This is a genomic window from Rubrobacter taiwanensis (assembly GCF_004337705.1).
Lineage (GTDB): Bacteria > Actinomycetota > Rubrobacteria > Rubrobacterales > Rubrobacteraceae > Rubrobacter_C > Rubrobacter_C taiwanensis.
In genome coordinates this window covers 53,809-78,841 of sequence record NZ_SKBU01000015.1, presented here as the reverse complement: position 1 = coordinate 78,841, position 25,033 = coordinate 53,809, and the positions used below count along the sequence as shown (strand labels likewise).

Annotated in this window: 29 protein-coding genes; 25 read left to right on the top strand and 4 right to left on the bottom strand. The window is 67.7% G+C overall.

The genetic code is table 11. From position 1 onward, the window contains the following. Positions 1–428: LuxR C-terminal-related transcriptional regulator (locus E0L93_RS08050; protein ID WP_132691326.1), on the top strand; the 428-nt coding region annotated here is incomplete at its 5' end. Here E0L93_RS08050 and E0L93_RS08045 read toward each other — a convergent pair. Together E0L93_RS08045 and E0L93_RS08040 are read right to left on the bottom strand one after the other, a co-directional pair. After that, positions 394–747, bottom strand: coding sequence for a hypothetical protein (locus E0L93_RS08045; RefSeq protein WP_132690753.1), 354 nt, complete (start codon positions 745–747; stop codon positions 394–396). The genes E0L93_RS08050 and E0L93_RS08045 overlap by 35 nt on opposite strands. A 138-nt stretch (positions 748–885) precedes the next feature. Continuing rightward, positions 886–1,974 carry a type IV pilus twitching motility protein PilT gene (locus tag E0L93_RS08040; protein ID WP_132690751.1) on the bottom strand — a complete coding sequence of 363 codons (1,089 nt, stop codon included), beginning with the start codon at positions 1,972–1,974 and terminating at the stop codon, positions 886–888. A 250-nt stretch (positions 1,975–2,224) separates the two neighbouring features. On the opposite strand from E0L93_RS08040, the gene E0L93_RS08035 reads away from it, so the two are divergent. Then, positions 2,225–3,310, top strand: a complete 1,086-nt coding sequence (locus E0L93_RS08035) for a type IV pilus twitching motility protein PilT (protein WP_132690749.1) — start codon at positions 2,225–2,227, stop codon at positions 3,308–3,310. Between the two features lie 3 nt (positions 3,311–3,313). After that, on the top strand, positions 3,314–4,525 hold the full coding sequence (locus E0L93_RS08030) for a type II secretion system F family protein (protein ID WP_132690747.1): 1,212 nt from the start codon (positions 3,314–3,316) through the stop codon (positions 4,523–4,525). Positions 4,526–4,565: 40 nt separating this feature from the next. On the opposite strand, the gene E0L93_RS08025 is transcribed toward E0L93_RS08030, so the two are convergent. Beyond that, on the bottom strand, positions 4,566–5,168 hold the full coding sequence (locus E0L93_RS08025; protein ID WP_132690745.1) for a DedA family protein: 603 nt from the start codon (positions 5,166–5,168) through the stop codon (positions 4,566–4,568). A 273-nt stretch (positions 5,169–5,441) separates the two neighbouring features. Here E0L93_RS08025 and E0L93_RS08020 point away from each other — a divergent pair, with 273 nt between their 5' ends. From E0L93_RS08020 to ribH, 6 genes are all read left to right on the top strand, one after another. After that, a complete protein-coding gene (locus tag E0L93_RS08020; protein ID WP_132690743.1) occupies positions 5,442–6,893 on the top strand; it encodes a coiled-coil domain-containing protein in 1,452 nt (483 codons plus the stop codon). Between the two features lie 119 nt (positions 6,894–7,012). Next, on the top strand, positions 7,013–7,693 hold the full coding sequence (gene rpe / locus E0L93_RS08015; protein WP_132690741.1) for a ribulose-phosphate 3-epimerase: 681 nt from the start codon (positions 7,013–7,015) through the stop codon (positions 7,691–7,693). Positions 7,694–7,962: 269 nt separating this feature from the next. Next, complete coding sequence (gene ribD, locus E0L93_RS08010; RefSeq protein WP_132690739.1) at positions 7,963–9,060, top strand: bifunctional diaminohydroxyphosphoribosylaminopyrimidine deaminase/5-amino-6-(5-phosphoribosylamino)uracil reductase RibD; 1,098 nt, start codon at positions 7,963–7,965, stop codon at positions 9,058–9,060. Continuing rightward, positions 9,041–9,664: a riboflavin synthase gene (locus E0L93_RS08005; RefSeq protein WP_132690737.1), complete on the top strand. Its 624-nt coding sequence runs from the start codon at positions 9,041–9,043 to the stop codon at positions 9,662–9,664. The genes ribD and E0L93_RS08005 overlap by 20 nt, the downstream gene beginning before the upstream one ends. Continuing rightward, positions 9,654–10,859 carry a bifunctional 3,4-dihydroxy-2-butanone-4-phosphate synthase/GTP cyclohydrolase II gene (locus E0L93_RS08000; protein ID WP_132690735.1) on the top strand — a complete coding sequence of 402 codons (1,206 nt, stop codon included), beginning with the start codon at positions 9,654–9,656 and terminating at the stop codon, positions 10,857–10,859. The genes E0L93_RS08005 and E0L93_RS08000 overlap by 11 nt, the downstream gene beginning before the upstream one ends. Positions 10,860–10,862: 3 nt before the next feature. Further along, a complete protein-coding gene (gene ribH / locus E0L93_RS07995; RefSeq protein WP_132690733.1) occupies positions 10,863–11,342 on the top strand; it encodes a 6,7-dimethyl-8-ribityllumazine synthase in 480 nt (159 codons plus the stop codon). On the opposite strand, the gene rpmB is transcribed toward ribH, so the two are convergent. Then, complete coding sequence (gene rpmB, locus E0L93_RS07990) at positions 11,339–11,560, bottom strand: 50S ribosomal protein L28 (protein ID WP_132690731.1); 222 nt, start codon at positions 11,558–11,560, stop codon at positions 11,339–11,341. The genes ribH and rpmB overlap by 4 nt on opposite strands. Before the next feature lie 112 nt (positions 11,561–11,672). Here rpmB and E0L93_RS07985 point away from each other — a divergent pair, with 112 nt between their 5' ends. From E0L93_RS07985 to E0L93_RS07910, 16 genes are read left to right on the top strand one after another with little or no spacing between them, the layout of a single operon-like run. After that, positions 11,673–12,068: an Asp23/Gls24 family envelope stress response protein gene (locus E0L93_RS07985; RefSeq protein ID WP_132690729.1), complete on the top strand. Its 396-nt coding sequence runs from the start codon at positions 11,673–11,675 to the stop codon at positions 12,066–12,068. Then, positions 12,068–13,639: a DAK2 domain-containing protein gene (locus E0L93_RS07980; RefSeq protein WP_132690727.1), complete on the top strand. Its 1,572-nt coding sequence runs from the start codon at positions 12,068–12,070 to the stop codon at positions 13,637–13,639. Before E0L93_RS07985 ends, E0L93_RS07980 begins: the two co-directional genes overlap by 1 nt. After that, positions 13,639–14,451 (top strand): DegV family protein, encoded by an 813-nt coding sequence (locus tag E0L93_RS07975; RefSeq protein WP_132690725.1) that lies wholly within the window; start codon positions 13,639–13,641, stop codon positions 14,449–14,451. Before E0L93_RS07980 ends, E0L93_RS07975 begins: the two co-directional genes overlap by 1 nt. Continuing rightward, the gene (recG, locus tag E0L93_RS07970; RefSeq protein WP_132690723.1) at positions 14,432–16,567 is read left to right on the top strand and encodes an ATP-dependent DNA helicase RecG; all 2,136 of its coding nucleotides are present in this window, start codon (positions 14,432–14,434) and stop codon (positions 16,565–16,567) included. Before E0L93_RS07975 ends, recG begins: the two co-directional genes overlap by 20 nt. A 4-nt stretch (positions 16,568–16,571) precedes the next feature. Then, complete coding sequence (coaD, locus tag E0L93_RS15790) at positions 16,572–17,600, top strand: pantetheine-phosphate adenylyltransferase (RefSeq protein WP_207890379.1); 1,029 nt, start codon at positions 16,572–16,574, stop codon at positions 17,598–17,600. Positions 17,601–17,630: 30 nt separating this feature from the next. Continuing rightward, a complete protein-coding gene (locus E0L93_RS07960) occupies positions 17,631–18,086 on the top strand; it encodes an ATPase (RefSeq protein WP_132690721.1) in 456 nt (151 codons plus the stop codon). A gap of 40 nt (positions 18,087–18,126) precedes the next feature. Next, on the top strand, positions 18,127–18,582 hold the full coding sequence (locus E0L93_RS07955; protein WP_132690719.1) for a YceD family protein: 456 nt from the start codon (positions 18,127–18,129) through the stop codon (positions 18,580–18,582). 28 nt (positions 18,583–18,610) lie between these two features. Next, a complete protein-coding gene (gene rpmF, locus E0L93_RS07950) occupies positions 18,611–18,796 on the top strand; it encodes a 50S ribosomal protein L32 (RefSeq protein ID WP_132690717.1) in 186 nt (61 codons plus the stop codon). 28 nt (positions 18,797–18,824) lie between these two features. Further along, entirely contained in the window at positions 18,825–19,820 is a 996-nt protein-coding gene (gene plsX, locus E0L93_RS07945) for a phosphate acyltransferase PlsX (RefSeq protein ID WP_132690715.1), read from the top strand. Then, positions 19,817–20,764, top strand: a complete 948-nt coding sequence (locus E0L93_RS07940) for a beta-ketoacyl-ACP synthase III (RefSeq protein WP_243638161.1) — start codon at positions 19,817–19,819, stop codon at positions 20,762–20,764. The genes plsX and E0L93_RS07940 overlap by 4 nt, the downstream gene beginning before the upstream one ends. 11 nt (positions 20,765–20,775) lie before the next feature. Next, entirely contained in the window at positions 20,776–21,591 is an 816-nt protein-coding gene (locus E0L93_RS07935) for an ACP S-malonyltransferase (RefSeq protein ID WP_165874240.1), read from the top strand. Further along, entirely contained in the window at positions 21,591–22,025 is a 435-nt protein-coding gene (fabZ, locus tag E0L93_RS07930) for a 3-hydroxyacyl-ACP dehydratase FabZ (protein WP_132691320.1), read from the top strand. Before E0L93_RS07935 ends, fabZ begins: the two co-directional genes overlap by 1 nt. A 10-nt stretch (positions 22,026–22,035) precedes the next feature. Continuing rightward, positions 22,036–22,776, top strand: a complete 741-nt coding sequence (gene fabG / locus E0L93_RS07925; RefSeq protein ID WP_132690711.1) for a 3-oxoacyl-[acyl-carrier-protein] reductase — start codon at positions 22,036–22,038, stop codon at positions 22,774–22,776. Positions 22,777–22,832: 56 nt separating this feature from the next. Then, on the top strand, positions 22,833–23,078 hold the full coding sequence (gene acpP / locus E0L93_RS07920) for an acyl carrier protein (RefSeq protein WP_132690709.1): 246 nt from the start codon (positions 22,833–22,835) through the stop codon (positions 23,076–23,078). Then, positions 23,075–24,319, top strand: a complete 1,245-nt coding sequence (gene fabF / locus E0L93_RS07915) for a beta-ketoacyl-ACP synthase II (protein WP_132690707.1) — start codon at positions 23,075–23,077, stop codon at positions 24,317–24,319. The genes acpP and fabF overlap by 4 nt, the downstream gene beginning before the upstream one ends. Positions 24,320–24,332: 13 nt before the next feature. Next, entirely contained in the window at positions 24,333–24,992 is a 660-nt protein-coding gene (locus E0L93_RS07910; RefSeq protein WP_165874239.1) for a ribonuclease III family protein, read from the top strand. The last annotated feature ends 41 nt before the right edge of the window (positions 24,993–25,033 follow it).

Below are 25,033 nucleotides of genomic sequence, written 5' to 3'. Positions count from 1 at the left end.
CCATGCACGAGGATGCGGAGTACCTGCTTGAGGCGATAAGGGCTGGGGCTTCGGGGTATGTTTTGAAGGAGGCTTCGGCGGGGCGGGTAGTTGAGGTGGTGAGGAGGACGCTTTGCGGGGAGATGCCTCTGGATGAGGGGCTTGCCGCCCGTCTTCTGAAGCGGCTGGCGAGCGAGAGGGGGCCGGGGGGGAACGGAGCCCGCGGGGAGGTATGCGCGCTGCCGGAGGGCATCACGCCGCGCGAGGCGGAGGTGCTGCGGCTTCTGGCGCGGGGGTACACCAACCCCCAGATCGCGCGGGAGCTCGGCATCAGCCGGGGAACGGCCAAGATCCACGTGCAGAACATCATAGCCAAGCTGGGCGTCTCCGACCGCACGCAGGCGGCGGTGCGCGCTACGGAACTCGGGATCTTCCAACCCCGGGGTTGAGGACGCCGGCCCGGGCGGCCGGGGAAGCTGCCAACAGCGCCGCCTCTATCTCACCGCTCAGCTCCTCTACGGGGCAAGGCCACGGCACGTGGCGCTCCCGGCCGCCCGGAGCATTCCCGGGAGGGGGACGGAGGGTGAGGACCGGCACGTCCGCCGCGCCGTCCAGAAGCCGCTGCCGGGATTCGTCCGAGGTTCCGGGGGCCAGCAGCAGGAGCTGCACCCCCGCCAGCGGCTCTCCCGGAGCGTCCGCGAACGGCTCGGCTATGAGCCGGATCTCGTATCCGGAGCCCTGCAACAGCGCCTCCAGAGCACGCAGCACAACGGAGTCTCCTCCCAGAATGGCGATTGTCGCTGGTGTGGCAACGATCTCCGGCTCCTCGCTTCGGCTTCCGGGGTCATCATGATGCAGGGGGGAGGCGGCGTCCATATGCCAGACGGCCACATTTTCCCGAGGCGCTCATTGCCGGGGCACGCTCCGGCCCAGAGCCTGGACCAGCAGCCGGAAATTCTGGGGAGCGCTCGCGGCCCTCAGGGCCTCCTCGTACTCTACAAGATCGGCCTCTACGAGCTTCAGCAGTGCCTGATCGAAGGTCTGCATGCCGTAGTATTCGCCCTCGGCGATCGCTTGCTGGATCTCGGCCGTCTGGACGGGGTCCATGATGAAGTCCCGGATGCGGCCGGTCGTTATCATGACCTCGCAGGCCGCGACGCGCCCGCCATCTTTAGTACGGACCAGCCGCTGTCCGACGATGCCCTTGAGCGTGCCCGCGAGCATGGTTCGCACCTGCGCCCGGGCGTGCGGCGGGAAGAGGTCTATCATCCGGTTTACGGTCTCGGTGGCGTCCACCGTGTGCAGGGTAGAGAGGACCAGATGTCCGGTCTCGGCCGCTGAGAGGGCGATCTGGGCGCTCTCGGCGTCCCGAATCTCCCCGATCAAGATCACGTCCGGGTCCTGGCGTAGCACGCGCCGGAGAGCGCGGGCGAACGAGACGGTGTCCGCTCCGACCTCCCGCTGGTTGATTATGCTCCGCTCGTCCCGGTGCAGGAACTCTATCGGGTCTTCGATGGTTACGATGTGCCTGGAGCGCGAGCGGTTGATCAGGTCTATCATGGCGGCAAGCGTTGTGGACTTGCCGCTCCCGGTGGTGCCGGTGATCAGGACGATCCCCCGCTCCTCGAAGGCCAGATTGCGTACCGCTTCCGGCAGGCCGAGGTCTTCGAACCTGGGGACCTCCCACGGTATGAACCGCATCACTATGGATACCGCCCCCCGCTGCTTGAAGGCGTTCACCCGGAACCTGCCCACGCCCGGCCGGGCGTGAGCGAAGTCCGCCTCTCCCTCCCGATCGAACTCGTCGGCGAGCTCTTCGGGGAGGATCTGTCTCAGGATATCCTCGGTGTCCGCGGGGCGCAGCTCCGGCCGGTCTTCGAGACGGGTCAGCAGCCCCCGCACGCGCATCGCCGGGCGGGACCCCGCCTTCAGGTGCAGGTCGCTTGCGCCCGCCTCCACCAGCTCGTCCAGAAGCTCTTCTAGCAGTCCGCTCATACTGCGTCCCTTCTCGCCGACGGTTGACCCGCTCGCGGCGCGACGCGCGCCGTATCGATCAGAGTATGCCAGCGCGTGGCCGGCAGGTGTACGGCCTGCGGATGGAAGTGTCCGGCCGGCAGAGGGGAAATGCCCGGGTGGCATATGGGCGCTCTCCCGGGCGGGCAGCATACTGGATGCCGGCGGCGCGGGGGCGAAGACGAGCGTCCTTTTTTGATCCTGTGCCCGGATCTACCAGACGGGAGAGAGCATGACAGCAGAGCGTGGACTGAACGACTACCTTTTCGACGCACTCGCGCTCGGAGCCAGCGATCTGCACGTGACGGTCGGCGTACCTCCGATGGTGCGGGTCGACGGCGAGATCAGGGCCCTCGGCGACCCTCCGCTGACGTCAGCGGTCGCCCGGGATCTCATCTACGACATCCTCTCCAACGAGCAGCGCCGGCGCCTGGAGAACGACTGGGAGCTGGACTTCGCGTACTCGCTGCCCTGGATCGCCCGCTTTAGGGTCAACGTCTACTTCCAGCGGGGATCTCTGGGTGCGGCGTTCCGTATCATACCGAACGAGGTGCGGAGTCTCAGCGAGCTCGGGCTGCCCGCGGCCGTCGAGGAGATGACGGAGAGGCCGCGCGGGCTGGTACTGGTGACCGGACCGACCGGGAGTGGCAAGTCCACAACGCTTGCCGCCATGATAGACCGTATCAACGAGACCCGCAGCGGCCACATAATGAGCGTGGAGGACCCGATAGAGTTCCTGCACTCCCACAAGCGGTGCATCGTCAACCAGCGGGAGGTGAACCAGGACACCAAGAGCTTCGCGCAGGCCCTCAAGCACGTCCTGCGGCAGGACCCGGACGTGATCCTGGTCGGCGAGATGCGCGATCTGGAGACCATCTCTCTGGCCGTGACCGCGGCCGAGACCGGGCATCTGGTCTTCGGCACCCTGCACACCCAGGACGCGCCGCAGACCGTGGACCGCGTCATAGACGTCTTCCCGCCCCACCAGCAGCATCAGGTCCGGGCTCAGCTCGCCAATGCGCTGCAGGGCATCGTAACCCAGACGCTCCTCCCGCGCCGCGACGGGCGGGGGAGGGTCGTGGCCTGTGAGGTTCTCGTACCTACCCCGGGCGTGAGGAACCTGATCCGGGAGGGCAAGAACCACCAGATATACTCCGCCATGCAGACGGGAGCCAACTTCGGTATGCAGACGATGGACGCCGCGCTGGTGAAGCTCCTGCGGCGCGGGCTCATCTCCCGCGAGGAGGCTGAGAAGCGCTCCGGCAATCCCGACGAGCTGCGCCGGCTCGCCGGCGGATATGCGGCTGCCGGGAGGTAGCGGTTGGCGACCTTCACCTACAAGGCGCGCGACCGGCAGGGTACGGTCCTCAAGTCCACCCTGGAGGCCGAGGACGCCACGGCCGCCGTCGCCGCGCTCCGGCGGCGCGGGCTGCTCGTCATAGATATCAGCGAGCAGGGACTCGGACAACGGGACGTCCTGGAACCGTTCAGGAGGATCAAGCTCCAGGACACGGTCGTCTTCACCCGGCAGTTCGCCACCATGATAAACGCCGGGCTGCCTATCGTGCGCTCCCTCTATATCCTCTCCGAGCAGACGGAGAACGAGAAGCTGAGGAACGTGATCATCGCCGTGCGCAAGGACATAGAGGAGGGGGTCGCCCTCTCCGATGCTCTGGCGAAGCATCCGGAGGTCTTCTCGCGGCTCTACGTGGAGATGGTACGGGCCGGGGAGGCCGGCGGCATCCTGGACGGCGTTCTCCTGCGCATCGCCTCTCAGCTCGAGAAGGACCAGGAGCTCCGGCGGAAGGTCAAGAGCGCGATGGCCTACCCCACGGTAGTGCTCGTCCTCGCCGTGCTGGCCGCGTCGTTCATGCTCATCTTCATCGTCCCGATCTTCGCCCGGATGTTCGAGGATCTCGGCGGCACCCTGCCGCTGCCCACCAGGATCGCGATGGGCCTCTCCGATCTGCTGACGAGCGTGTTCGGGTTCCTGATCTACGCCGGCATGGGGTTCGGCGTCTATCTCTTCCTGCGGTGGAGGAAGACCGAGAAAGGGCGCAGGACGGTGGACCCGGTGATGCTCCGGCTGCCGGTCCGGATCGGGGACATCATCCGGAAGGTCGCGCTCGCCCGCTTCGCCCGCACCCTGGGCACCCTGAGCGCGGCCGGGGTGCCGATCCTGCAGGCCATAGAGGTGACTGCAACCTCCTCGGGCAACTGGGTGGTCGAGCGGGCGCTGCTCAAGAGCCGGGAGGCGATTCAGGAGGGGCTCCCGATCTACAAGCCGCTCGAGGAGGAGCCGGTCTTCCCACCGATGGTGACACGCATGATCGCCGTCGGCGAGGAGACCGGGGACCTGGACGGGATGCTGGCCAAGATAGCGGAGTTCTACGAGTCCGAGGTGGAGGCCAGCGTCAAGGCGCTCACCTCGATAATAGAGCCGCTCATGATCGTGGTGGTCGGCGGCATCGTCGGCGGCATTATTATCGCCATGTATCTGCCGATGTTCCAGATCTTCGAGCTGATCGAGTAGAGAAACCTTGTAGTCGCCCGGGACCCCGGGATAACTGAGGCTACGGCCGCTTCCACCGGGAGGCGGCCCGGTGCCAGGCAAGGTAGGAGGCGGCCACTATCGCGAGCAGGAGGAGCAGCAGCAGCTCTGTGGTCAGTCCCGTCCACCGTTCCAGCAATGACAGGCTGCTCCCCAGCAGGTACCCGGCCGCTATCGCTGCCGTGGCCCAGGCTGCACCGCCCAGGGCGTTGTAGAAGAGGAAGCCTCTCCAGGGCATACGGCTTATGCCCGCCACCAGGGCCCCGAAGACCCTCAATCCCGCTACGAAACGCGCCAGAAACACAGCCTTGCCTCCGTGCCGGGCGAAGAACGTCTCGGTGCGGCCCAGGCGCTCCGGGGTGAAGAAGACGTGTCGGCCCCAGCGCAGAACGAAGGGCCGGCCTCCCTTGCGGCCGATCCAGTAGCCGATCTGGTCTCCCGCCACCGCGCCCAGGGTGCCGAAGAAGATCGCATCTCCGAGGTCGAGGTGTCCTCGCTGGACCATGACGCCGGCGGCGATGAGTATCGTTTCTCCCGGGAGGGGCACGCCCATGCTCTCCAGCATCACCCCGAAGAAGACGGCCAGATAGCCGTACTGGCCGATCAAGGAGAGGATCTGCTCCATTAAGCAGTAATTTATATCGCTCCTTGAAGTGCGGTGGAAGGTTTGTCTTAGAGCTCTCTTAGAGAGGCGAGAGGTTGTGGTTGTCCGCGCTCGTCCTCAGGCCGGTGGGGCAGTGGCGCTTGGTGAAGAGAGGTCTCTACTGGGCAGGGAGGCGAAGTATTGCGCCGGGGTTACGGAATAGTTACAATTCCCAGCACGTGGAGGGGGGATCCGTCTCGGTATCCCCTTGGAGATTGACGGCTTGGTCGTTGAAACAGAGGGGGTACGGACGCGATGGTCCGAAGATACAACCTTGCTGCGGTGCTCGCGGTCGCCCTGATCTTGGCTCTCGCCGCGAGTGCGGGAGCCCGGGAGAACGTCCAGACCAAGCAGACAGAGGTACGGGCCGCTCAGGAGCGGCTCTTGCAGCTTCAGGTCGAGTCCAGCGTTGCTTACGAGAACTACAACAGCGCGCTCGTGCGGCTGGAGGAGCTTGACGGACAGATAGAAGAGACCGCTGAGAGGCTCGCCGCTGCGGAGGAGCGCTACGCCGCAGCCCAGAGATCCTTCAGCGAGCGGGTGTCCCGCGTCTACGTGAGCGGGAACGTGGCCTTCATAGACGTTCTGGTGGGCGCAGAGAGCTTCTCCGAGTTCGCCCGGCGGGTGGAGCTGATGCTGCAGATCCTGAACCGGGACCGGATGCGGGTGCAGGAGCTGCTCACCGCGAAAGAGGAGCTGGCACAGCGAAAATCCGAGCTCGAATCTCAACGGGTGCAGCATGTCGCGACCGTCCGGACCGCCGCAGACCAGCAGCTGCGCGCGCAGCAGGCCGAAGAGGAGGCCCAGGCGTACCTCGCCTCCCTGAACGCCGAGCTGCGGGATGCGATCCGGGCCGAGCGCGAGCGTCAGGTCCGGGAGGCCCGGGAGGCCGCCTTCGCGGCCTGGCAGCAGGTGGTACGGAACGCCGCGCGGAGCTCCGAGACCGCCGGCTTCGAGAGCCAGACCGGTCTCCAGGTCCAGGTGCCGGACGCCGGAGCGGAGCGGTCCGCCGCCGACGAGGCGCGGCGGCAGGCGGCGCTCGACGCCATAGAGGCCGAGCTCGCCCGGCGGGCGGCCGCCGAAGCAGAGGAGCCGGAGCCCGGGCCGCAGGTCGCGGCGGCCCAGCAGCCGCAGTATGACGAGCCGGAGCCCGAGGCGGTGCAGAACGCTGCGTCCGCCCAACCCGAACCGGAGCCGGTGCAGGTGGCGGCGGCCGCCGGCCCGGGCGTGGTGGAGACGGGCGACACCGCTGCGGAATCTCAGAGCGGCAACGCCGGCGGCGGAACACCCCAGACTGGGGGCAACACAACCGGCCAACCCGCGCAGCAGGAGGCCCGGCCCGCGCCGAGCGGCGACGTAAGCGGCAACCCCTGGGGTGTGCGGCCGCACGTGGCGCAGGTCGGCTATCTGGTGCGCGACAGGTTCGGTCTGAGCGACTCGCAGATCGGCGGCTACAGGCCCGGCGATCCCGGGGATCACGGCAAGGGTCTGGCCCTGGACTTCATGACCGGCGGCCACTGCTCGCAGCTGGGCTGGGATATCGCCAACTACCTGGCCGCCAACGCCGACTCGTTCGGCATCAGCTACATCATGTTCTGTGACAAGTTCTACTCGACCTTCCAGAACTACAACGGTCCGGCCTACACCTGGGTCTACTGGGGTGACGGGGCGCACTACGACCACGTCCACGTCTCGTTCAACCCGTAGTAAGCCGGAGGAGCGGAGATCCGGGAGGCACACCGCCTCCCGGATCTCCGCATCGCCGGTCACACCCGATCCCGTATAATACCCTGCGGTCTTTCGGATCGCGAAGGAGAGGTGGCATCATGGGGTTCTTCTCTGAGCTGAACGGCAGGGTGGTCGGCGGACCTTCGATCCTTGCGGCCGACTTCGCCCACCTGGCGGACGAGGTGAGGCGCGCTCAGGCGGGCGGGGCCGAGGTCGTGCACTTCGACGCCATGGACAATCACTTCGTGCCCAATCTGACCGTCGGGCCCGTGGTGGCCCGGTCGCTGGTGGCGGCGATAGACATCCCCGTGGACGCTCACCTCATGGTCGAAAATCCGGACAATCTGATCCCCATGTTCGTCGAGGCCGGTGTGGCGAGCATCTCCGTGCAGCCGGAGGCCGTCACGCACCTGCACCGCACCCTCAAGATGATAAAGGGCGGTGGCGTGGAGGCCGGAGTGGCGCTCAACCCGACCACGCCGCCGGAGGCCATCGAGTGGGCCGTTCCGTATTTGGACTACGTGCTGGTAATGAGCGTGGACCCCGGCTTCGGCGGCCAGAAGTTCATAGAGGAGATGGTCGAGAAGGTGCGGCGGGTGCGCGAGCTCTACGGGCTGCCGGTGCAGGTGGATGGCGGCATCACGGCCGAGACCGCCCCGCTCATGGTGGAGGCCGGGGCGCAGGTCCTGATCGCCGGCTCCGCCGTCTACAAGACCGGCGACCCCGCCGGGGAGATGCGCCGGATACTGGAGGCCGGTCGGGCCGCACACCGGGGATAGGCGGCCCCCGAACTCGGAAGGCGCGGCCCGCACTCTCTTGCTGAACCCGGGTTCGTATGGTAACTTAGCGGCGCAACTTTCGGGGGCGGGTGGAATTCCCGCACCGGCGGTGATCCAGCCGGGCAGGGCCCGGAGGGAGAGCCCGCGAACCCCCGGCGGAGCTTTACGACCGGGGGCCGAGCCGGTGAAGGCCTCAGGCCGTATTCCGGCGCCGACGGTGAGAGTCCGGATGGGAGAAAGGATGGACTGCGCTGACACTCGACGCCTTCATGGCCCGCGCGCGGGATCTGGCCGCGCGCGGGCGTTACACGGCGGCCCCCAATCCCTTGGTCGGAGCCGTCGTGGTCGGAGACGGTAGGATCCTGGGCGAGGGCTGGCACGTCCGCCCCGGCGAAGACCATGCGGAGGCCATGGCGCTCAAGGCCGCGGGCACGGCGGCCCGCGGCGCGACGTTGTACGTCACGCTCGAGCCCTGCAACCGCCACCGCCTCACCCCCGGAGCCTCCTGCACTGAGCTGATCCTGCGCTCCGGCGTGCGCCGGGTGGTCGTGGGGCACGTGGATCCGAACCCCCAGATGCGGGGCAGGAGCGTGGAGCTGCTGCGGGAGGCCGGGGTAGAGGTCGAGGTCTTGAACGCGCCCGAGTTCGCCCGCCAGAACGAGCAGTTCTTCGGGGCGATGCGTACCCGGAGGCCCTTCGTACACCTCAAGCTGGCGGCGTCGCTGGACGGCAGGATCGCCTCGCAGGCCGGCAACAGGGAGTGGCTCACCGGCTGGCCGGCCCGCCGGCGGGTGCACGGAATGCGGGCCGCTGCCGGTGCCGTGCTCGTGGGGGCGGGCACCGTGCGGGCCGACGATCCGCATCTGGGCCCGCGTGGCATCCCCGGAGCGCCGCCCGTGCTGCGCGCCGTGCTCGACCCCGCCCTCACCACCAGTCCGGAGAGCCGGCTCGCGCGCACGGCCGGCGAGTCGCCGGTCGTCGTCTTCAGCCGGCCGGAGGCAGACCCCGGCCGGAGGGTGGCGCTGGAGCGAGCCGGGGTTCGGGTGGTTCCCGTCGCGGAGAAGGGGGGAGCGCTGGATCTGAGGTCCGTGCTGCTGGAGCTCTGGGACCGGGGGTGCCGGGGACTGCTTGTCGAGGGCGGCGGGCGGACCGCCGCCCGCTTTCTGGGGGCGGGTCTGGTGGACAAGATTACGCTCTTCTACGCGCCCAGGCTGCTGGGAGCCGAGGGGGTGCCCATGATCGGCGGGCTCGGGCTCATGAGCGTGGCCGAGGCTCCGGGGTTCCGCCTGCACTCCGTGCAGACCATCGGGGAGGATGTCATGTTGACGCTCTATCCGCGGGAGGGAGATGTTCACGGGGATAGTTGAGGAGGCCGGCCGGATCGTGGAGCTCGACCGGGACGAACGGCTGGCCCGGCTGGTCGTACGCTCCGAGGTGGTATTCGAAGACGCTAAGGTCGGCGATAGCATCTGCGTCAGTGGAGTGTGCCTGACAGTGAACCGGAGAGAGGGCAGGAATCTGACCTTCTACGCCATGCCCGAGACGCTGCGCCGTACGGCCCTGAAGAGGCTGGAGGTGGGCCGGGCCGTGAACCTGGAGCGGGCCATGACCCCGCAGAGCCGGTTCGGCGGGCACATCGTGCAGGGACACGTGGACGGCGTGGGAGAGGTGGTGCGGGTGAGCCCGGAGGGGGAGGCCGGCATCTGGGAATTCTCCGCCCCGGAGAGCGTGCTGCGCTACACGGTCGAGAAAGGCAGCATCTGCGTGGAGGGAATCTCTCTCACTGTGGTCTCCGTAAACGAAGTGACGTTCACGGTCTCGATCCTGCCGCAGACTGAGCAGGCCACCAACCTCGGCGAGCTCGAGGTCGGAGATCCGGTGAATCTGGAGGCAGACGTCATCGGTAAATATGTAGAGCGGTTGCTGGAGCCCCGGCTCCCGGGAAGAAGGAGTGTGGAAGATGCCGTTTAGTCCCGTTGAGGAGATCCTGGAAGAGATCAGAATGGGGCGCATGGTCATCGTGTGCGATGATGAGGATCGCGAGAACGAGGGCGACCTGACCATGGCCGCCGAGCTGGTCACTCCGGAAGACATAAACTTCATGGCCACCTACGGCAAGGGGCTCATCTGCCTGCCCATGGCGCCGGAGATGGTCGACCGGTTGGGCATCCCCGAGATGCCCCAGCACAACCACCCCTACATGGGGACGGCGTTCACCGCGTCCATCGAGGCCATAGACGGCGTGACGACCGGAATCTCCGCCGCCGACCGGGCGCACACCATCCGGGTGGCCGTCGATCCGAATAGCGGCCCGGACGACATCATGACTCCGGGACACGTCTTCCCCTTGAGGGCCAATCCCGCCGGGGTTCTAGGACGGCCCGGCCAGACCGAGGCGGCCGTGGACCTGGCGCGGCTGGCCGGGCTCAGGCCGGCCGGGGTCATCTGCGAGATCATGAACGATGACGGGACCATGGCCCGCGTCCCCGATCTGGAGAGGTTCTCCCGGCGGCATGGCGTCAAGATGGTGACGGTGGCCCAGATCATCGAGTACCGGCGCAAGTATGAGCAGCACGTGCGCTGCGCGGTGGAGACCCGCCTGCCGACCCGCCACGGCGAGTTCCGTCTGCGGGCCTACGAGAGCGACGCCGACGGACTGACCCACCTGGCCCTGATCATGGGCGAGCCGGAGGGCAAGGAGGACGTGCTGGTGCGCCTTCACTCCTCCTGCCTGACCGGGGATGCGCTGCACTCCCTGCGCTGCGACTGCGGCGAGCAGCTGGAAGCGGCCGTCGAGCTCATCCGGCGGGAGGGAGAGGGCGTCATCGTCTACATGCAGCAGGAGGGGCGCGGCATCGGGCTGCTCAACAAGATCCGGGCCTACCACCTGCAGGATCGGGGACTGGATACCGTGGAGGCCAACGAGGAGCTGGGCTTCCCGCCGGACCCCCGGCAGTACGGGGTAGGGGCCCAGATCCTGCAGGATCTGGGCCTGCGGCGCGTCCGGATAATGACCAACAACCTGACGAAGCTCGTGGGGCTCAAGGGGTTCGGGATCGAGATCTCCGAGCGCGTGCCGCTGGAGACAAAGCCCAACAGCGAGAACCGGCGCTACCTGAGGACCAAGCGCGAGAAGCTGAATCACATCTTCGAGGGGCAGCTCTAGGGCATGAGCGGCGGGCCGAACTACATCGAAGGAGACCTCACCGCCGCCGGTCGGAGCTTCGGCATCGTGGCCTCCCGGTTCAACGACTTCATCGTGAAAGAGCTGCTGGAGGGGGCCCTGAACGCTATCCGCCGCCACGGCGGGGACCTCTCCCGCGTGGACGTGGCGTGGGTTCCGGGCTCCTACGAGATACCGCTCGTCGCCGAGAGGATGGCCGCCTCGGGCCGCTACGACGCCGTGATCTGCCTCGGAGCGGTCATCCGCGGCGCGACGGCCCACTTCGACTACGTGGCCGGCGGGGCGGCGAGCGGTATCACCCGCGCCATGATGGAGACCGGGAGGCCCGTGATCTTCGGGGTCATCACCACCGAAACCATCGAGCAGGCCATAGAGCGCGCCGGTACGAAGGCCGGCAACAAGGGCTTCGAGGCGGCCGTGGCCGCCATCGAGATGATCGGGGTGCTGGAGAAGGTCGGGGGCTAGAGCCCGGCAGGCTCCGGGCGCTGCTTCAACGCGGCCTTCTGTACCTTGAACGCCTTCAGGCACGAGGTGCACACGTAGACCCGCCGGGTGGACGAGCCCTCCTGAATCCTTACCCGCTGCAGGTTCGGGTTCCAGCGGCGGCGGGTGGCCCGAAGCGAGTGACTGCGGGCGTTGCCGAAGCCGGGACCCTTGCCGCACGAGTAGCAAACCTTGGCCATATCCTCTCCTCTTTATGCTAGGATAACGGTCGGAATCTCCCGTTTTTCAGCGCAAGCGAGGAAAGATTGTACCAGACGGAGGGCTGCGCATACAGGGTGAGAGAGGATCGGCGTGGGTAAGAGGGAGATGGGTTCCGTTCCGGTGCGTGAGGCCGGGGTTCCGGGCGAGGTCACGCTGGATCCCGGCTGCGTCGAGACCATAGTCGGGCTCGCCGCGCTGAACGCCTACGGCATCGTAGCGATGGGCAAGGGGAGGGTGGCCCAGAAGTTCTCTGAGGGACGTCTTGGGCGGGCGCTCTCCTCGCAGGCGAAGAGCCGGGGGGTGTACGTGGCGGTCGAGGACGGCCGTGTCTCGGTGGAGCTATACGTCGTGATCGAGCGCGGGCTGAACATCAGGGAGGTGTGTCGGAACCTGCGTTCGCGCGTCGCGTATGCGGTCGAGTCCATGACCGGGTACGTCGTGGACCGGGTGGACATCCATGTTCAGGGCGTGAGGGCGCACGACTGATGGCGATCAAGGTAGAGCCGGTGGCCGCTGCGGCCTACGGAGCGTTGAAGTCCCGGGTGGACCGCATCAATGCCCTGAACGTGTACCCCGTCCCGGACGGAGACACGGGCACGAACATGCTGCTGACGCTCCGGTCCGTCCTGGACGAGGTCTCCGGCAAGGAGTACGAGAGCGGGGCGCGAGCGGCGAAGGAGGTCTCGAGGGCGGCGCTCATGGGCGCGCGCGGGAATTCGGGTGTCATCCTCTCCCAGATCATCCGCGGGGCCTGCGACGTGCTGGGGGAGGCCAGTGAGCTGGACGCCGCGACGTTCGCCGCGGCTCTGGAGCGGGCCCGGGAGCGGGCTTACTCGGCCATCCGGCAGCCGGTCGAGGGTACGATGCTGACCGTGATCCGGGACGCGGCGGAGGCTGCCGGAAGCGCCGCCGGTGACGGAGCGGATCTCGCGACCGTTGTGGAGGCGGCGGCGCGGGAGGCTCACGCCTCGGTGGAGCGCACGCCGGAGCTGCTGGACGTGCTGCGGGAGGCCGGGGTGGTGGATGCCGGCGGGCTCGGGGTCGCGGTGCTGTTGGACGGCCTCCACGCTTACCTTACCGGTGAAGAGGCCGAGCTGCGGCCGGCGGAGGGGGGAGCGGCGGAGCCGGAGGCTCTGCCCGGGCACGAAGAAGAGGCGTGGGGATACTGCACGGAGTTCATCGTCACCGGCTTCAGTGGAGATCCCGACGCCTTCCGGGACCGCATACACGAGATCGGGAAGAGCGTTCTGGTCGTCGCCGACGACGACCTGGTAAAGGTGCACCTGCACACCCAGGATCCGGGCGAGGCGATCTCCTACGCCGGACGCTTCGGACGGCTCTCCGGGGTGAAGGTAGACGACATGGAGGCCCAGACCCGCGAGCGGGCCGCCGCGCTGGAGCGGCGGGAGCTCGGTGTGGTGGCCACGAGCCGCGGTGCGGGGAGCCGCCGGCTCTTCGAGAGCATGGGGGCCATCGTGGTCGAGGGCGGCCAGGGGGCCAATCCGAGTGCCTCTGACCTCGCCGAAGCCGTCCGGCGGACGAGGGCGAAGGAGGTCGTCCTGCTGCCCAACAACAAGAACATCATCCCGACCGCGAACCAGGTGGAGAAGCTGGTGGACCTCCGGGTGCACGTTATTGACACCAAGAGCATAGCGGCCGGGCTGGCGACCACGGTTGGGTTCGATGCGGAAGGAGATCCCGAGATGGTGGTGGAGGAGATGCGAGAGATAGCGCAGACCGTGCGTACGGCAGAGGTCACGCGCTCCGTGCGAGAGGCGCGCGTGAACGGCAGGTCCGTGCCGGAGGGGGCGTATATTGGGTTGCTGGACGGGGAGCTCGAGGTGGTTAGCGAGAGTTTGGAGCTCTCCGCCATCGAGCTGGCGGAGCGGCTCATCCAGGACGGGGCGGACATCCTAACGCTGCTCCGGGGCGAAGATCTGGCACCGGAGGCCGCCCGGCGCATAGCGGAGAGGATTCGGGAGCTGGACCCCGGTGTGGAGGTCGAGCTCAAGGACGGCGACCAGCCGCTCTATCCGTTGCAGATGGTGGCCGAGTAATGACCGTCGCGATAGTCACCGATTCGACGACCAGCCTGCCGCCGGAGGCCGCGGAGCGCCCCGACGTGAGGGTGGTCCCGCTCATCTTCCACTTCGGCGACGAGGCCTACCGGGACAAGGTGGACATGACGCTGGAGGAGTTCTACCGTAAGCTCCGGGAGTCCCCGGTCATGCCTCGCACCTCCCAGCCCTCGGCCGGAGCGTTCGCGGAGGCGTATGAGGCGCTCAGCGCCTACGACGACATCCTGGTGCTCACGATCTCCGGTGAGCTGAGCGGGACGTACAACTCCGCCACCGCTGCGGCGGGCATGGTGGACCGGCCCGTGGAGGTGATCGACACCCGGAGCGCCGAGATAGGTTCGGGGCTCATCCTGCTGGAGGCGCTCAGGGCCATAGACGCGGGGGCGGAGTTCCCCGAGGTAAAACAGGCGGCGGAGCGGGCCATAGAGAGGGCGCAGGTCTACTTCGCCGTGAGCACGCTGGAGTATCTGGAGAAGAATGGCCGCATAGGCCGGGCGCAGCGCCTGCTCGGGACGACGCTCAACATCCGGCCGGTGCTGAAGCTGGAGGACGGTGTCATAACGCCCCACAAACGGGCCCGGGGCCGGCGGCGGCAGCTGTCCGCCATGCTGGATGAGCTGCGCTCGGCGGTGGAGCAGGGGCGCAAGGTAGCCCTCGCCGACATCGCCGCGCCGGACGAGCTCGCCCGGCTCCGGGAGGCCGCCGGAGAGAATCTGGTCTTCGTGGCGGAGGTCGGCGGGGTAATCGGGTCGCACGTCGGTCCGGGCGCGTATGGCATGGCCTTCATCTAGGATTGCGAGCCCGCCCGACACCCTGACGACCCTCCCTGAGCTGCGGGCCCGGCCGGTCACGGAGCTTCCGGGCTGCGGACCCGGGATCGCCGCGGCGCTGGAGAGGCTGGGTATAGAGTCGCTGGCGGACCTTATCTCGCACTATCCCTCCCGCCACGAGGACCTCTCGAACGTGAAGCGGATCTCCCGCCTGCGGCTCGGGGAGCGGGCGACGGTCGTGGGCCGCGTGGTGAGCGTCCGGGGCGTGGGCCGCCCGGTGCGGGGCCGGACGCCCGGCTTCAAGGTTCAGCTCTACGACGGTAGCGGATACATTCCGGCGGTCGTCTGGGGGCGGGAGTGGCTGCGGGGACAGCTCGTGCCGGAGACCTGGGTGGTCGTCTCCGGCGAGGTTCAGCGCCGGTACGGGATTCAGATTGCGGCCAGAACGCTCGAGATCGTGGACGATCCGGGCTCGTTCGGTGACGGGGCCCACACCGGGAAGTTCGTCCCGATCTATCCCGCCGGGCGGGGTATCACGCCCCGGCGCTTGCGGGCCCTGATCCACCGCGCCCTGGACGCCGCAGGCTACATTCCGGACCCGCTGCCGGTCTCGGTGCTGGAGAGCCGGCGGCTACCCAACCTGCATGATGCCATCCGAGAGGTCCACTTCCCGGAGAGCAGGGACCGGCTGCAGCGAGCCATGCGGCGGCTCGTCTTCCACGAGCTGTTTCTGGTGCAGATCGGGCTCGCCGCCCGCAAGATGCATCTGGAGCGGTCGGAACCGGGCCGCAGCAACCGCGGCGACGGCAGCCTGGTGAACCGCTACCTGAACGGGCTGCCGTTCGCGCTCACCGGGGCGCAGGAGCGGGTGGTGGAGGAGGTGCTGGCCGACATGAGCTCGGAGCGCCCGATGCGCCGGCTGGTGCAGGGGGATGTGGGGAGCGGCAAGACGGCGGTCGCCATCTGCGCGCTCCTGACGGCCATCGAGGCCGGCCGGCAGGGCGCGATAATGGCTCCGACCGAGGTGCTGGCCGAGCAGCACTACCTCTCCGTCTCAAACGCCCTCGAGGAGCTGCCGGTGGAGGTAGTGCTGCTCACCGGCTCGCAGACCGCCGCCGAGCGCCGGGTCTGCCTGAACGCGATAGAGAACGGGCAAGCGCACCTCATCATCGGGACCCACGCGCTCATACAGCGGCATGTCAGGTTCCGGGACCTCTCGCTCGTGGTCGTGGACGAGCAGCACCGGTTCGGTGTCTCCCAGAGGGCGGTGTTCAAGGAGAAGGGCATCAGCCCGGACACCCTCATCATGACCGCCACCCCGATCCCGCGCACCCTCTCGCTCACGCTCTACGGGGATCTGGAGGTCTCGGTGATAGACGAGCTGCCGCCCGGCCGCAAGCCGGTCGAGACGGTGCACGTGGAGTCCGCCCGGCGGATGGAGGCGTACGCGGCCGTCGAAGAGGAGCTGGATGAGGGGCGGCAGGCGTACGTGATCTGCCCCCTCGTCGAGGAGTCGGAGGCACTGGAGGAGGTGCGGGCGGCCGAGGAGCTCTACGGCGAGCTCTCGGAGAAGGTCTTCCCGCATCGGCGCGTCGGGCTCCTGCACGGACGCATGAGCGCTGCGGAGAAGCGGGAGGTGATGGCCGCCTTCCGGGGAGGCGGGATTGAGGTGCTCGTCGCTACCGTAGTCGTGGAGGTCGGCGTGGACGTGCCCAATGCCAGCATAATCGTGATCGAGGGCGCCGAGCGGTTCGGCCTCTCGCAGCTGCACCAGCTCCGCGGACGAGTCTGCCGCGGAGAGCACCCGCCGCGCTGCTTCCTCGTTGGCGATCCGCAGACGGAGGACTCCCGTGCCCGGCTCGATGCGATGATCCGTTATCAGGACGGCTTCCGCCTCTCGGAGGCAGACCTCGCGATCCGGGGCGAGGGGACGCTCTTCGGGAGCCGCCAGAGCGGGATGCCGGACCTCAAGGTCGCCAAGCTCCTGCGCGACGTTGAGGTCCTGGTCGAAGCCCGCAAGGAGGCGTTCGCTCTCGTCGCGAATGACCCCTACCTCCGGGACCCGGCTCACGGCCCACTCAAGCGGGAGGTGGAGGAACTGCTGGGGGCGGACATAGAGTGGCTCTTCCGGGAATAGCGGCGTGAGGATAATCTCCGGCACGGCCCGCGGTACCCGGCTCGCCCCCGTGCCGCGCGGCGTGCGGCCGACCTCCGACCGGGTGCGGGAGAGCCTCTTCAACCGGCTGGGGCAGTTCTTCGCGGGCGGAGAGGTGCTGGACCTCTTCGCCGGTACGGGCGCTCTCGGGATAGAGGCCCTCTCCCGCGGCTGCGAGCGGGCCGTGTTCGTGGACCGCAGCGGGGCGGCGGTGCGGACCATCCGGGAGAACCTGCGGCGGTGCGGGTTCGAGGAGAGGGCCGAGGTTATCCGGGGGGACGTCGGCCGCGTGCTGGACCGCCTGCCGCGAAACCAGCAATTTCATTTGATATTTTTAGATCCTCCGTATAGAATCTCGCGGACGGAGCTGGAGCGTCTTCTGGGGCGTATGCCGGGCTTCCTGCACCCTGCGGGTCGGGTGGTGCTGGAGAGCGGGGCGTCCCGGCACGATGCGGGATCCGGTGCAGGAGAGAGCTATCGCTACGGGGGGACCACGGTAACCATCTATGACGGGTCCGACTTGAACACCGACGTTGCCATATGTCCCGGGAGCTTCGACCCCCTCACCAGCGGCCATCTGGAGATCATCCGGCGGGCGGCGAGCATCTTCGGGCACGTGGTCGTGGCCGTCGGGGGCAACATCCAGAAGCGGCAGCCGGTCTCCAAGGAGGAGCGCGCCCGCATGATAGAGCGCGCCACCAAGGGGCTTGAGAACGTCTCTGTGGAAGTCATGGACGGGCTTCTGGTAGACTTTGCACGTGAGCACGGGGCTCGCGTGATAGTCAAGGGTCTGCGCGCCGTCTCCGACTTCGAGTCCGAGTTCGTGCAGGCTCAGGTAAACAGGAAACTCTATCCGGAGCTCGAAACCATCTTCATCATGGCCTCGTCGGAGCACAGCTTCCTGTCCTCCAGCGTCGTGCGGGAGGTGGCGAGCTACGGCGGTGATATAAAGGGGCTGGTGCCGGATGAGATACTGGACACCGTGCGTGAAATATACTCGGGAGCGGGTAAATAGGTGCTAATGGAGACAAGAGGTGGCTTGCGGATGGACGTACTGGTGTTGATTGACAGGCTCGAGGAGCTGGTGGAGGAGTCCCGCAGCTTCCCCGGCTTCGGCAACACGGCCATGATAGACCGTGACGCCGCCTTCGAGATCATCGACCAGATGCGTCAGACGATCCCCGAGGAGTTGAAGCAGGCTCGGTGGATAGTCAAGGAGCGTCAGGCGATGCTGGACGAGGCCCGCAGCGAGAGCGACCGCATCATCCGCATGGCTCAGGAGGAGGCGGAGAAGATCACCTCCGAGGAGGAGGTGCTCAAGCGGGCCGAGCGGCGCAGTCAGGAGATCCTGGAGGAGACCCGGCGGCGGGAGCGGGAGATCCGGCTCGGAGCTGAGGATTACGCCGACGAGGTGCTCGCCAACCTGGAGGAGAACCTCACCCGGCTTCTGGAGGCCGTGCAGCGGGGGCGCTCCAAGCTGCAGGGGGTTCAGGAAGAGTAGTGTTTCTGGTTTTAGCGGTTTTCCGGAGGGCTGATCCGGCATGCGGCATATGATTCAACTCCGGCGGCCCGAGGCTGCGCTCGGCGAGCCTCAGGAGGAGCGCGTCGAGCTGGAGATCGGGGACTTCGATCTCTACGGGCGCCATCACGAGGTGAGGAGTGCTACGGCCGAGGTCTCGGTGACCCGGCTGGCGCAGGGGGTATATCTGGATCTCACGGTACTCTGCGAGATAAGGACGCTCTGCGACCGCACGCTGGAGCCGACCGTCTTCGAGGCCCGGTTCGGCGACTCGGAGTACGTCTCGCGGCCGAACGATCCCGAGCTGTACATCCGGGACTGGGAGCTGGATCTTCAGGAGTACGCCGAGAGGATCCTGCCGACCGAGATCCCCATGCAGGTCTTCGCTCCCGGCACCGAACCTGTGGGCAGGGACCGGGACGAGGATGAGATAGACCCGCGGTGGCGCGGTCTCCGGGACATCGCCGCCGGTTTCTAAAGAGAGAAGAATACACGGAGGTAGCAGGATGGCAGTACCCAAGAGGAAGACTTCGCGTGCCCGCCGCAACAAGCGCCGGGCCCACCACGCGCTGGGGACGCCGGGTCTGGTCCCGTGCCCGACCTGCGGTGCTCCCACCCTGCCGCACCGCGTCTGCCGGGAGTGCGGCAGCTACAAGGGCCGCACGGTAACCGAAGTCGAGATAACCGAGTAGGCCGCCTCCGGCGCGGAGCGTAACGCATTTGCGCATCGCCGTTGATGCTCTGGGCGGCGATTACGCCCCGGAGGAGGTGGTCTCCGGAGCGCTCGCTGCGGCCCGTGGCCTCCTCGCCGACGAGATACTGCTCGTCGGCGATCCTGAGACCGTGGAGCCGCTTCTCGGGAGCGACCGGCCGGAGAATCTCAGCCTCCGCCCGTCCCGGGGGAGCGTCGGGATGGAGGAGGATCCGGCCGCCAGCCTGCGGGCGCGGCCGGAGGCCAGCGTAGCGGTGGCGGCGCGGCTGGTGCGATCCGGAGAGGCCGAGGCCTTCTTCTCCGCCGGGAACACGGGGGCTACGGTTGCGGCGGCTCTGCTCTGGGTGGGGCGGATCCGGGGCATCCGGCGGCCCGCGATAGCCACCGTGATGCCCTTCCCCAAGGGGAGCGTGCTGCTGCTGGATGCGGGGGCGACCGTCGAGTGCCGGCCGCAGGACCTGCTGAGTTTCGCCGTCATGGGGAGCATCTTCGCCCGGCGGTACATGAAGATCGAGGAGCCCCGCGTCGGGCTCGTAAACGTCGGAGAGGAGCCCGGGAAGGGCGGCCGGCTCGCCAGGGAGGCGCACAAACTGCTCGCCGGTTGCGCTACAATCCGCTTCGTCGGAAACGTGGAGGGCCGGGATATCGGACGAGGAGCCGCAGACGTGCTGGTTACGGACGGGTTTACCGGGAATGTGGTGCTCAAGACGGCCGAGGGGGTGGCCCGCGAGATCCTGGCCGCCGTCCGGGATGCGGTGAGCGGCAGCCTCCTGCACCGGGCCGCGGCCGGCATCCTGCGCCCGCGGCTTCTGGCCTTAAGGTCCCGGCTGGACCCCGAGACCTACGGTGGATCTTTCCTGCTGGGGGTCGACGGAGTGGTGGTCATCGGGCACGGTAACACCCGGGCCCGGGGCGTGGAGAACGCCATCCGGGGCATCTCCCGCGCCGGAGCCGGACTCGCCGGCGATCTGGGTGAGAGCCTGCGCCGGGAGGGAGCGCTTTGAACGGCCGGGCGGCGGGCAGGATCGTCGGGGTCGGCCGGGCGCTCGGCGGCCGGGTGGTGACCAACCGCGACCTGGAGACCGTGCTGGACACCTCGGACGAGTGGATCTCCACCCGCACCGGCATCCGCGAGCGACGCTTCGTGACCGACGGGCAGGACACCGTTACGCTCGCCGTGGAGGCCTCCCGTAAAGCGCTCGCGCACGCCGGGGTTCCCGGGGAGTCGGTGGACCTCGTCGTGTGTGCCACCTCCACCGGACCCGCCTCAATGCCCTCCGTGGCCTGCCTGATCGGGGAGGCCGTGGGAGCGGTCGGGGTCGGGGCGCTGGACGTGGCCGCGGCCTGCGCCGGCTTCTCCTACGCGGCGGCAGTGGCCAGCTCCATGCTGGAGAGCGGCGTGGCCCGCCGGGCGCTCGTCGTCGGAGCCGACGCCATGACCGCGATCGTGGACCAGAGAGACCGCTCGACGGCCGTGCTCTTCGGTGATGGGGCCGGAGCCGTGGTGCTGGATTCGGGCGACGAGAGCTCCGGGTTCGTGGATCACATCCTGGGGGCCGACGGGCGTATGGCCCCGCTCGGATACGCCGGACACCCCGGCAACGGAGACAAGCTCTACCAGAACGGACGCGAGGTCTTCAAGTTCGCCGTCAGGATCTTCCCCGAGATGGTCGAGAAGCTCCTCGCCCGTAACGGCATCTCGCTGGAAGAGGTGCAGTATATAATCCCGCATCAGGCTAATGCACGCATAATACAAGCTGCGATGCGCAAGCTGGACGTGCCGGAGGAGAAGGTAGTGATCAACGTGGACCGCTTCGGGAACACTTCGGCGGCGAGCATCCCGATCTCCTACCCGGACATCTATGAGAGTCTGGAGCCGGGGAGGTATGTGATAACGGTCGGGTTTGGTTTCGGTCTGACCTGGGCGGCCAATCTGTATCGCATCTGAGGGGGGAGGATTTGGGCGGAGTTGCGTTCGTATTTCCGGGGCAGGGCACTGCGGGCGGCGGGCTCTCCCCGGAGCTGAGGAGCACGATAGAGGAGGTGACGGGCGCTTCTGAGGTGCCCTATCAGCTGTCTGTCTTCGCCGGATCGGTGGAGTGTTTGCGCGTGCTGCGCGAGCGGGGTGTGGAGCCGGCCGCGGTCGCCGGGCATTCGCTCGGGGAGTACACGGCGGCGTATGCGGCGGGCTGCTTCGGGCTTAAGGAGGCCATCCGGCTCGTAGCCGAGCGCGACCGCCTGATGACGGAGGCTGCGCGGCGGAATCCGGGGAAGATGGTTGCGGTGCTGCGGGCGGATCCGGAGGAGGTGGTGGCGGCCGCCGAGTCCGTCTCGGGGGTTGTGGTGGCGGCCAACTTCAACACGCCGCGGCAGACGGTGCTCTCCGGTGCGCCGGAGGCGGTGGAGGAGGCTGCGGGGAAGGTGGGGGGCAGGAAGATCCCGCTGAAGGTGATCGGGGCCTTCCACTCGGAGTTGATGCGCGACGCTTCAGAGGGGATGTGCGGGCTGCTCGAGGCGGCGGAGGTCCGGGACCCGGAGTACCCGCTGGTCAGCGGGCTGGACGGTCGGGTATTGGAGACGGGAGATCAGGTACGGCGAGCGTTGCAGGAGCAGATGCTCTCGCCCGTGCGCTGGGTCGCGGTGATCGAGCGCCTGGCCGCGCTCGGGGTAGAGGAGGTGGTGGAGGTCGGTGAGGGGGGCACGCTCGTCAGGATGCTGAAAGACTTCGGAGGGCTGCCCTTTAGGGGGCGGGTTGCGCGGGAGCTTCCGGTGTGATGCTGGGGCCTGATGAGATCCGGGACCTCATTCCGCACCGCTACCCGTTCCTCCTGGTGGACAGGGTGGAGGAGCTGGAGCCCGGGCTGCGGGCGGTGGGGATCAAGAACGTCACGCACAACGAGCCCTTCTTTCAGGGTCACTTTCCGGAGCGTCCGATCATGCCCGGTGTGCTCATCATCGAGGCGATGGCGCAGGTCGGGGCTGTGGGGGTCATGGCGAAGGAGGAGTTCCGTGGGAGGCTCGCGCTCTTCGCCGGCATAGACCGGGCACGCTTCCGGCGCTTAGTCGTTCCCGGGGACGTGCTCAGGATGGAGGTTCAGATAGAGCGGCTCGGCGGCCGGATCGGCCGCGGCCGGGGGCTTGCGAGCGTTGACGGGCAGAAGGCGGCCGAGGCCGACATCATGTTCGCCTTCGAGAAGCGGGAAGAGTAGAGGGAGGTACATGCGGGGAAGAGTAGCCGTTGTGACCGGAGGCGGGCGCGGGATAGGCCGGGCCGTCGCCGAGCGTTTGGGCCGGGAGGGAGCTCGCGTGGCGGTCGTCTACCGCTCCAACGATGCCGCGGCCGAGGAGACCGCCGGGCTGGTGGAGGCGGCCGGCGGCGAGGTGGAGCTGTTCCGGGGGGATGTCGCCTCCGCCGAAGATGTCAGGGGTATCTTCAAGCAGATACTCGAGACCTTCGGCGGGGTGGACATCCTGGTGAACAACGCGGGCATAACCCGCGACAATCTGCTGCTCAGGATGAAGGACTCCGAGTTCGACGAGGTCATAAACACCAACCTGCGCGGGACGTACTACTGCACCAGGGCTGCGCTGCGGCCCATGATCCGGGCGCGCTACGGCAGGATCATCAACATAAGCTCGGTGGTGGGGCTCATGGGCAACGCCGGGCAGGCCAACTATGCGGCCTCCAAGGCCGGGATCATCGGGTTCACCAAGAGCGTGGCGCGCGAGCTGGCCGAGCGGGGTATCACCGCCAACGCCGTTACCCCGGGCTACATCGAGACGGACATCACCGGGGAGCTGCCGGAGTCCGTGCAGCAGCAGATACTCGCCCAGATCCCGGTGGGGCGCTTCGGGCGGCCGGAGGAGGTGGCGGAGGTCGTGGCCTTTCTGGCGCGGGAGTCCGCCGGGTACATCACCGGTCAGACCATCGGGGTGGACGGCGGAATGGTGATGCAATAGTCTTTTGGGTTACACTACGCAGCTAGCGAGAGGAAGCGTTGACAAGGAGACCCTGTATGACGAGAGAAGAGGTGTTCGAGAAGATCCGGGAGATCTCCGCCGACCGGCTCGGGATAGACGAGAGCGAGATAACCCCCGAATCCTCCTTCCGGGAGGATCTGGAGGCCGACTCGCTGGACCTCGTCGAGCTCATCATGGAGCTGGAGGAGCAGTTCGGCATGGAGATCCCGGACGAGGAGGCCGAGAAGATCACGACCGTCGAGGAGGCGGTTGATTACGTGATGGAGAACCAGCCCGCGTGACCGGCGGCAACGGTCACGCCCTCATAACCGGCACCGGGGCCGTCACCCCGCTGGGGACCGGCACGGAGGCCTTCTGGGACGCTGCCCTGCACGGCAAGAGCGGTATCGGGGAGATCACGCTCTTCGATCCGACGCCCTTCCCCTCGCACATCGCGGGCGAGTGCCGGGACTTCGATCCGCTGGATTTTATGTCCAGGAAGGAGGCCCGGCGGATGGACCGATTCGCCCAGTTTGGCATCGCCGCCGGGATTCAGGCGGTCGAGGAGGCTGGGGTTGCGGAGGCGATCCGGAAGAATCCGGAGCGCACGGCTATAGTCATGGGGAGCGGCATCGGGGGGCTCTCGACCTGGGAGCGGGAATACCGCGTGATGCACGAACGGGGGCCGGGGAGGGTCAGCCCGTTCATGATCACGATGATGGTCCCCAACATGGCCGCCGGGCAGTTGGCGATCATGCTCGGGGCGACCGGCCCGACGCAGTGTCCGGTGCTGGCCTGCGCCACCGGTGGGGAGGCGATCGCCGAGGGGTTGGAGATGATCCGGCGCGGGGATGCCGACATCGTCATAGCGGGGGCCTCCGAAGCCCCGATAACCCCCCTGTCCATGGCTGGTTTCTGCGCCATCCGGGCCATCTCCCGGCGCAACGACGAGCCGCACCGGGCGAGCCGCCCGTTCGACCGCGACCGCGACGGCTTCGTGATGAGCGAGGGCGCGGGAGCCGTAGTGCTGGAGAGCCCGGAGCACGCCGAGCGGCGCGGCGCCGAGCCGCTGGCCGCCGTGGCCGGGTACGGACGCAGCACCGACGCCTACCACATCACCGCGCCCGACGAGGAGGGACGGGGTGTGGAACGGGCGATGCGGCTGTGTCTTGAGGATGCCGGGCTCTCGGCGGAGCAGATCGGACACGTCAACGCTCACGCCACCGCGACCCCTACCGGGGACGGGCCGGAGAGCAAGGCCATCGCCCGCGTCGTGCCGCACGCGCTGGTCTCGGCCACCAAGTCCATGACGGGACACTCGTTCGGCGCGGTCGGGGCCACGGAAGGGATCATGTGCGCCCTGGCGCTCAAGGAGAGAGTCGTGCCGCCGACCATAAACCTGGAGAATTTGGCCGAGGACTGCGAGAGGCTCGACTACGTGGCGGGAGAAGCCCGGGAGGCGCCGGAGCTGGAGGCGGCGTTCAGCAACTCGATGGGCTTCGGGGGACACAACGTGGTTGTGGCATTCTCCAGCGTGCGGTAAGCTCTATTACATAGTGTCGATAAGAGAACTCATAGGGATACTTCCGGAGCCGCTCCGCCAGCGGGCGCTCACCCACCCCAGCGTCGCCGACCCGTACGACTCGAACGGGCGGCTGGAGTTCCTGGGGGATTCGATCCTGGGGGCGCGGGTGGCGGAGCTGGTCTTCCATGCCTACCCGGAGCTTCTGGAGGGGGATCTCACGCGCATCCGGGCGCACCTGGTGCGCAAGTCCTCGCTGGCGGAGGTCGGCCGGAGCGAAGGGATAGAGGAACTGATCGAGAGCTCGGTCATCAACGACTCGGTGATCGCCGACACGGTGGAGGCGATCATCGGGGCGGCGTACCTGATAGATCCGGAGCTCGTCTACCGCACGATAGATGAGATCTTTAACCCGGCCGAGGTGGATACCGAGGAGCTGCGGGACTGGAAGACGCTCCTGCAGGAGACGCTGCAGGCCGAGGGTTTGCGGCCCACCTACCGGGTGCGCTCCAAGCACGGTCCACCGCACCGGCCGGAGTTCGTCTCCGCCGTTTCGGTGAACGGCCGGGAGGTCGCCTCCGGGAGGGGGCACTCCATCAAGGAGAGCGAGCAGGCCGCAGCCCGGGCGGCGCTGGAGATCCTGGGGGCGCGCCCCTCGGTGCGCTCGCCGGTGGAGATTCACGTCGGAGCGTAGGGCCTCCCCTTCGAAGAAGGGCCGTTTGCAGCCCTTTTCTC

Excerpts from the sequence above, each read along its gene's own strand:
- E0L93_RS07955 (WP_132690719.1), top strand. The coding sequence starts at position 18,127 with ATGCGGCATATGATTCAACTCCGGCGGCCCGAGGCTGCGCTCGGCGAG.
- ribD (WP_132690739.1), top strand. The coding sequence starts at position 7,963 with ATGGCCCGCGCGCGGGATCTGGCCGCGCGCGGGCGTTACACGGCGGCC.
- E0L93_RS08020 (WP_132690743.1), top strand. The coding sequence starts at position 5,442 with ATGGTCCGAAGATACAACCTTGCTGCGGTGCTCGCGGTCGCCCTGATC.
- E0L93_RS08025 (WP_132690745.1), bottom strand. The coding sequence starts at position 5,168 with ATGGAGCAGATCCTCTCCTTGATCGGCCAGTACGGCTATCTGGCCGTC.
- E0L93_RS08005 (WP_132690737.1), top strand. The coding sequence starts at position 9,041 with ATGTTCACGGGGATAGTTGAGGAGGCCGGCCGGATCGTGGAGCTCGAC.
- rpmF (WP_132690717.1), top strand. The coding sequence starts at position 18,611 with ATGGCAGTACCCAAGAGGAAGACTTCGCGTGCCCGCCGCAACAAGCGC.
- rpmB (WP_132690731.1), bottom strand. The coding sequence starts at position 11,560 with ATGGCCAAGGTTTGCTACTCGTGCGGCAAGGGTCCCGGCTTCGGCAAC.
- E0L93_RS07975 (WP_132690725.1), top strand. The coding sequence starts at position 13,639 with ATGACCGTCGCGATAGTCACCGATTCGACGACCAGCCTGCCGCCGGAG.
- E0L93_RS08000 (WP_132690735.1), top strand. The coding sequence starts at position 9,654 with ATGCCGTTTAGTCCCGTTGAGGAGATCCTGGAAGAGATCAGAATGGGG.
- E0L93_RS07980 (WP_132690727.1), top strand. The coding sequence starts at position 12,068 with ATGGCGATCAAGGTAGAGCCGGTGGCCGCTGCGGCCTACGGAGCGTTG.
- E0L93_RS08035 (WP_132690749.1), top strand. The coding sequence starts at position 2,225 with ATGACAGCAGAGCGTGGACTGAACGACTACCTTTTCGACGCACTCGCG.
- E0L93_RS07960 (WP_132690721.1), top strand. The coding sequence starts at position 17,631 with ATGGACGTACTGGTGTTGATTGACAGGCTCGAGGAGCTGGTGGAGGAG.
- fabZ (WP_132691320.1), top strand. The coding sequence starts at position 21,591 with ATGCTGGGGCCTGATGAGATCCGGGACCTCATTCCGCACCGCTACCCG.
- recG (WP_132690723.1), top strand. The coding sequence starts at position 14,432 with ATGGCATGGCCTTCATCTAGGATTGCGAGCCCGCCCGACACCCTGACG.
- fabG (WP_132690711.1), top strand. The coding sequence starts at position 22,036 with ATGCGGGGAAGAGTAGCCGTTGTGACCGGAGGCGGGCGCGGGATAGGC.
- acpP (WP_132690709.1), top strand. The coding sequence starts at position 22,833 with ATGACGAGAGAAGAGGTGTTCGAGAAGATCCGGGAGATCTCCGCCGAC.
- ribH (WP_132690733.1), top strand. The coding sequence starts at position 10,863 with ATGAGCGGCGGGCCGAACTACATCGAAGGAGACCTCACCGCCGCCGGT.
- rpe (WP_132690741.1), top strand. The coding sequence starts at position 7,013 with ATGGGGTTCTTCTCTGAGCTGAACGGCAGGGTGGTCGGCGGACCTTCG.
- E0L93_RS08040 (WP_132690751.1), bottom strand. The coding sequence starts at position 1,974 with ATGAGCGGACTGCTAGAAGAGCTTCTGGACGAGCTGGTGGAGGCGGGC.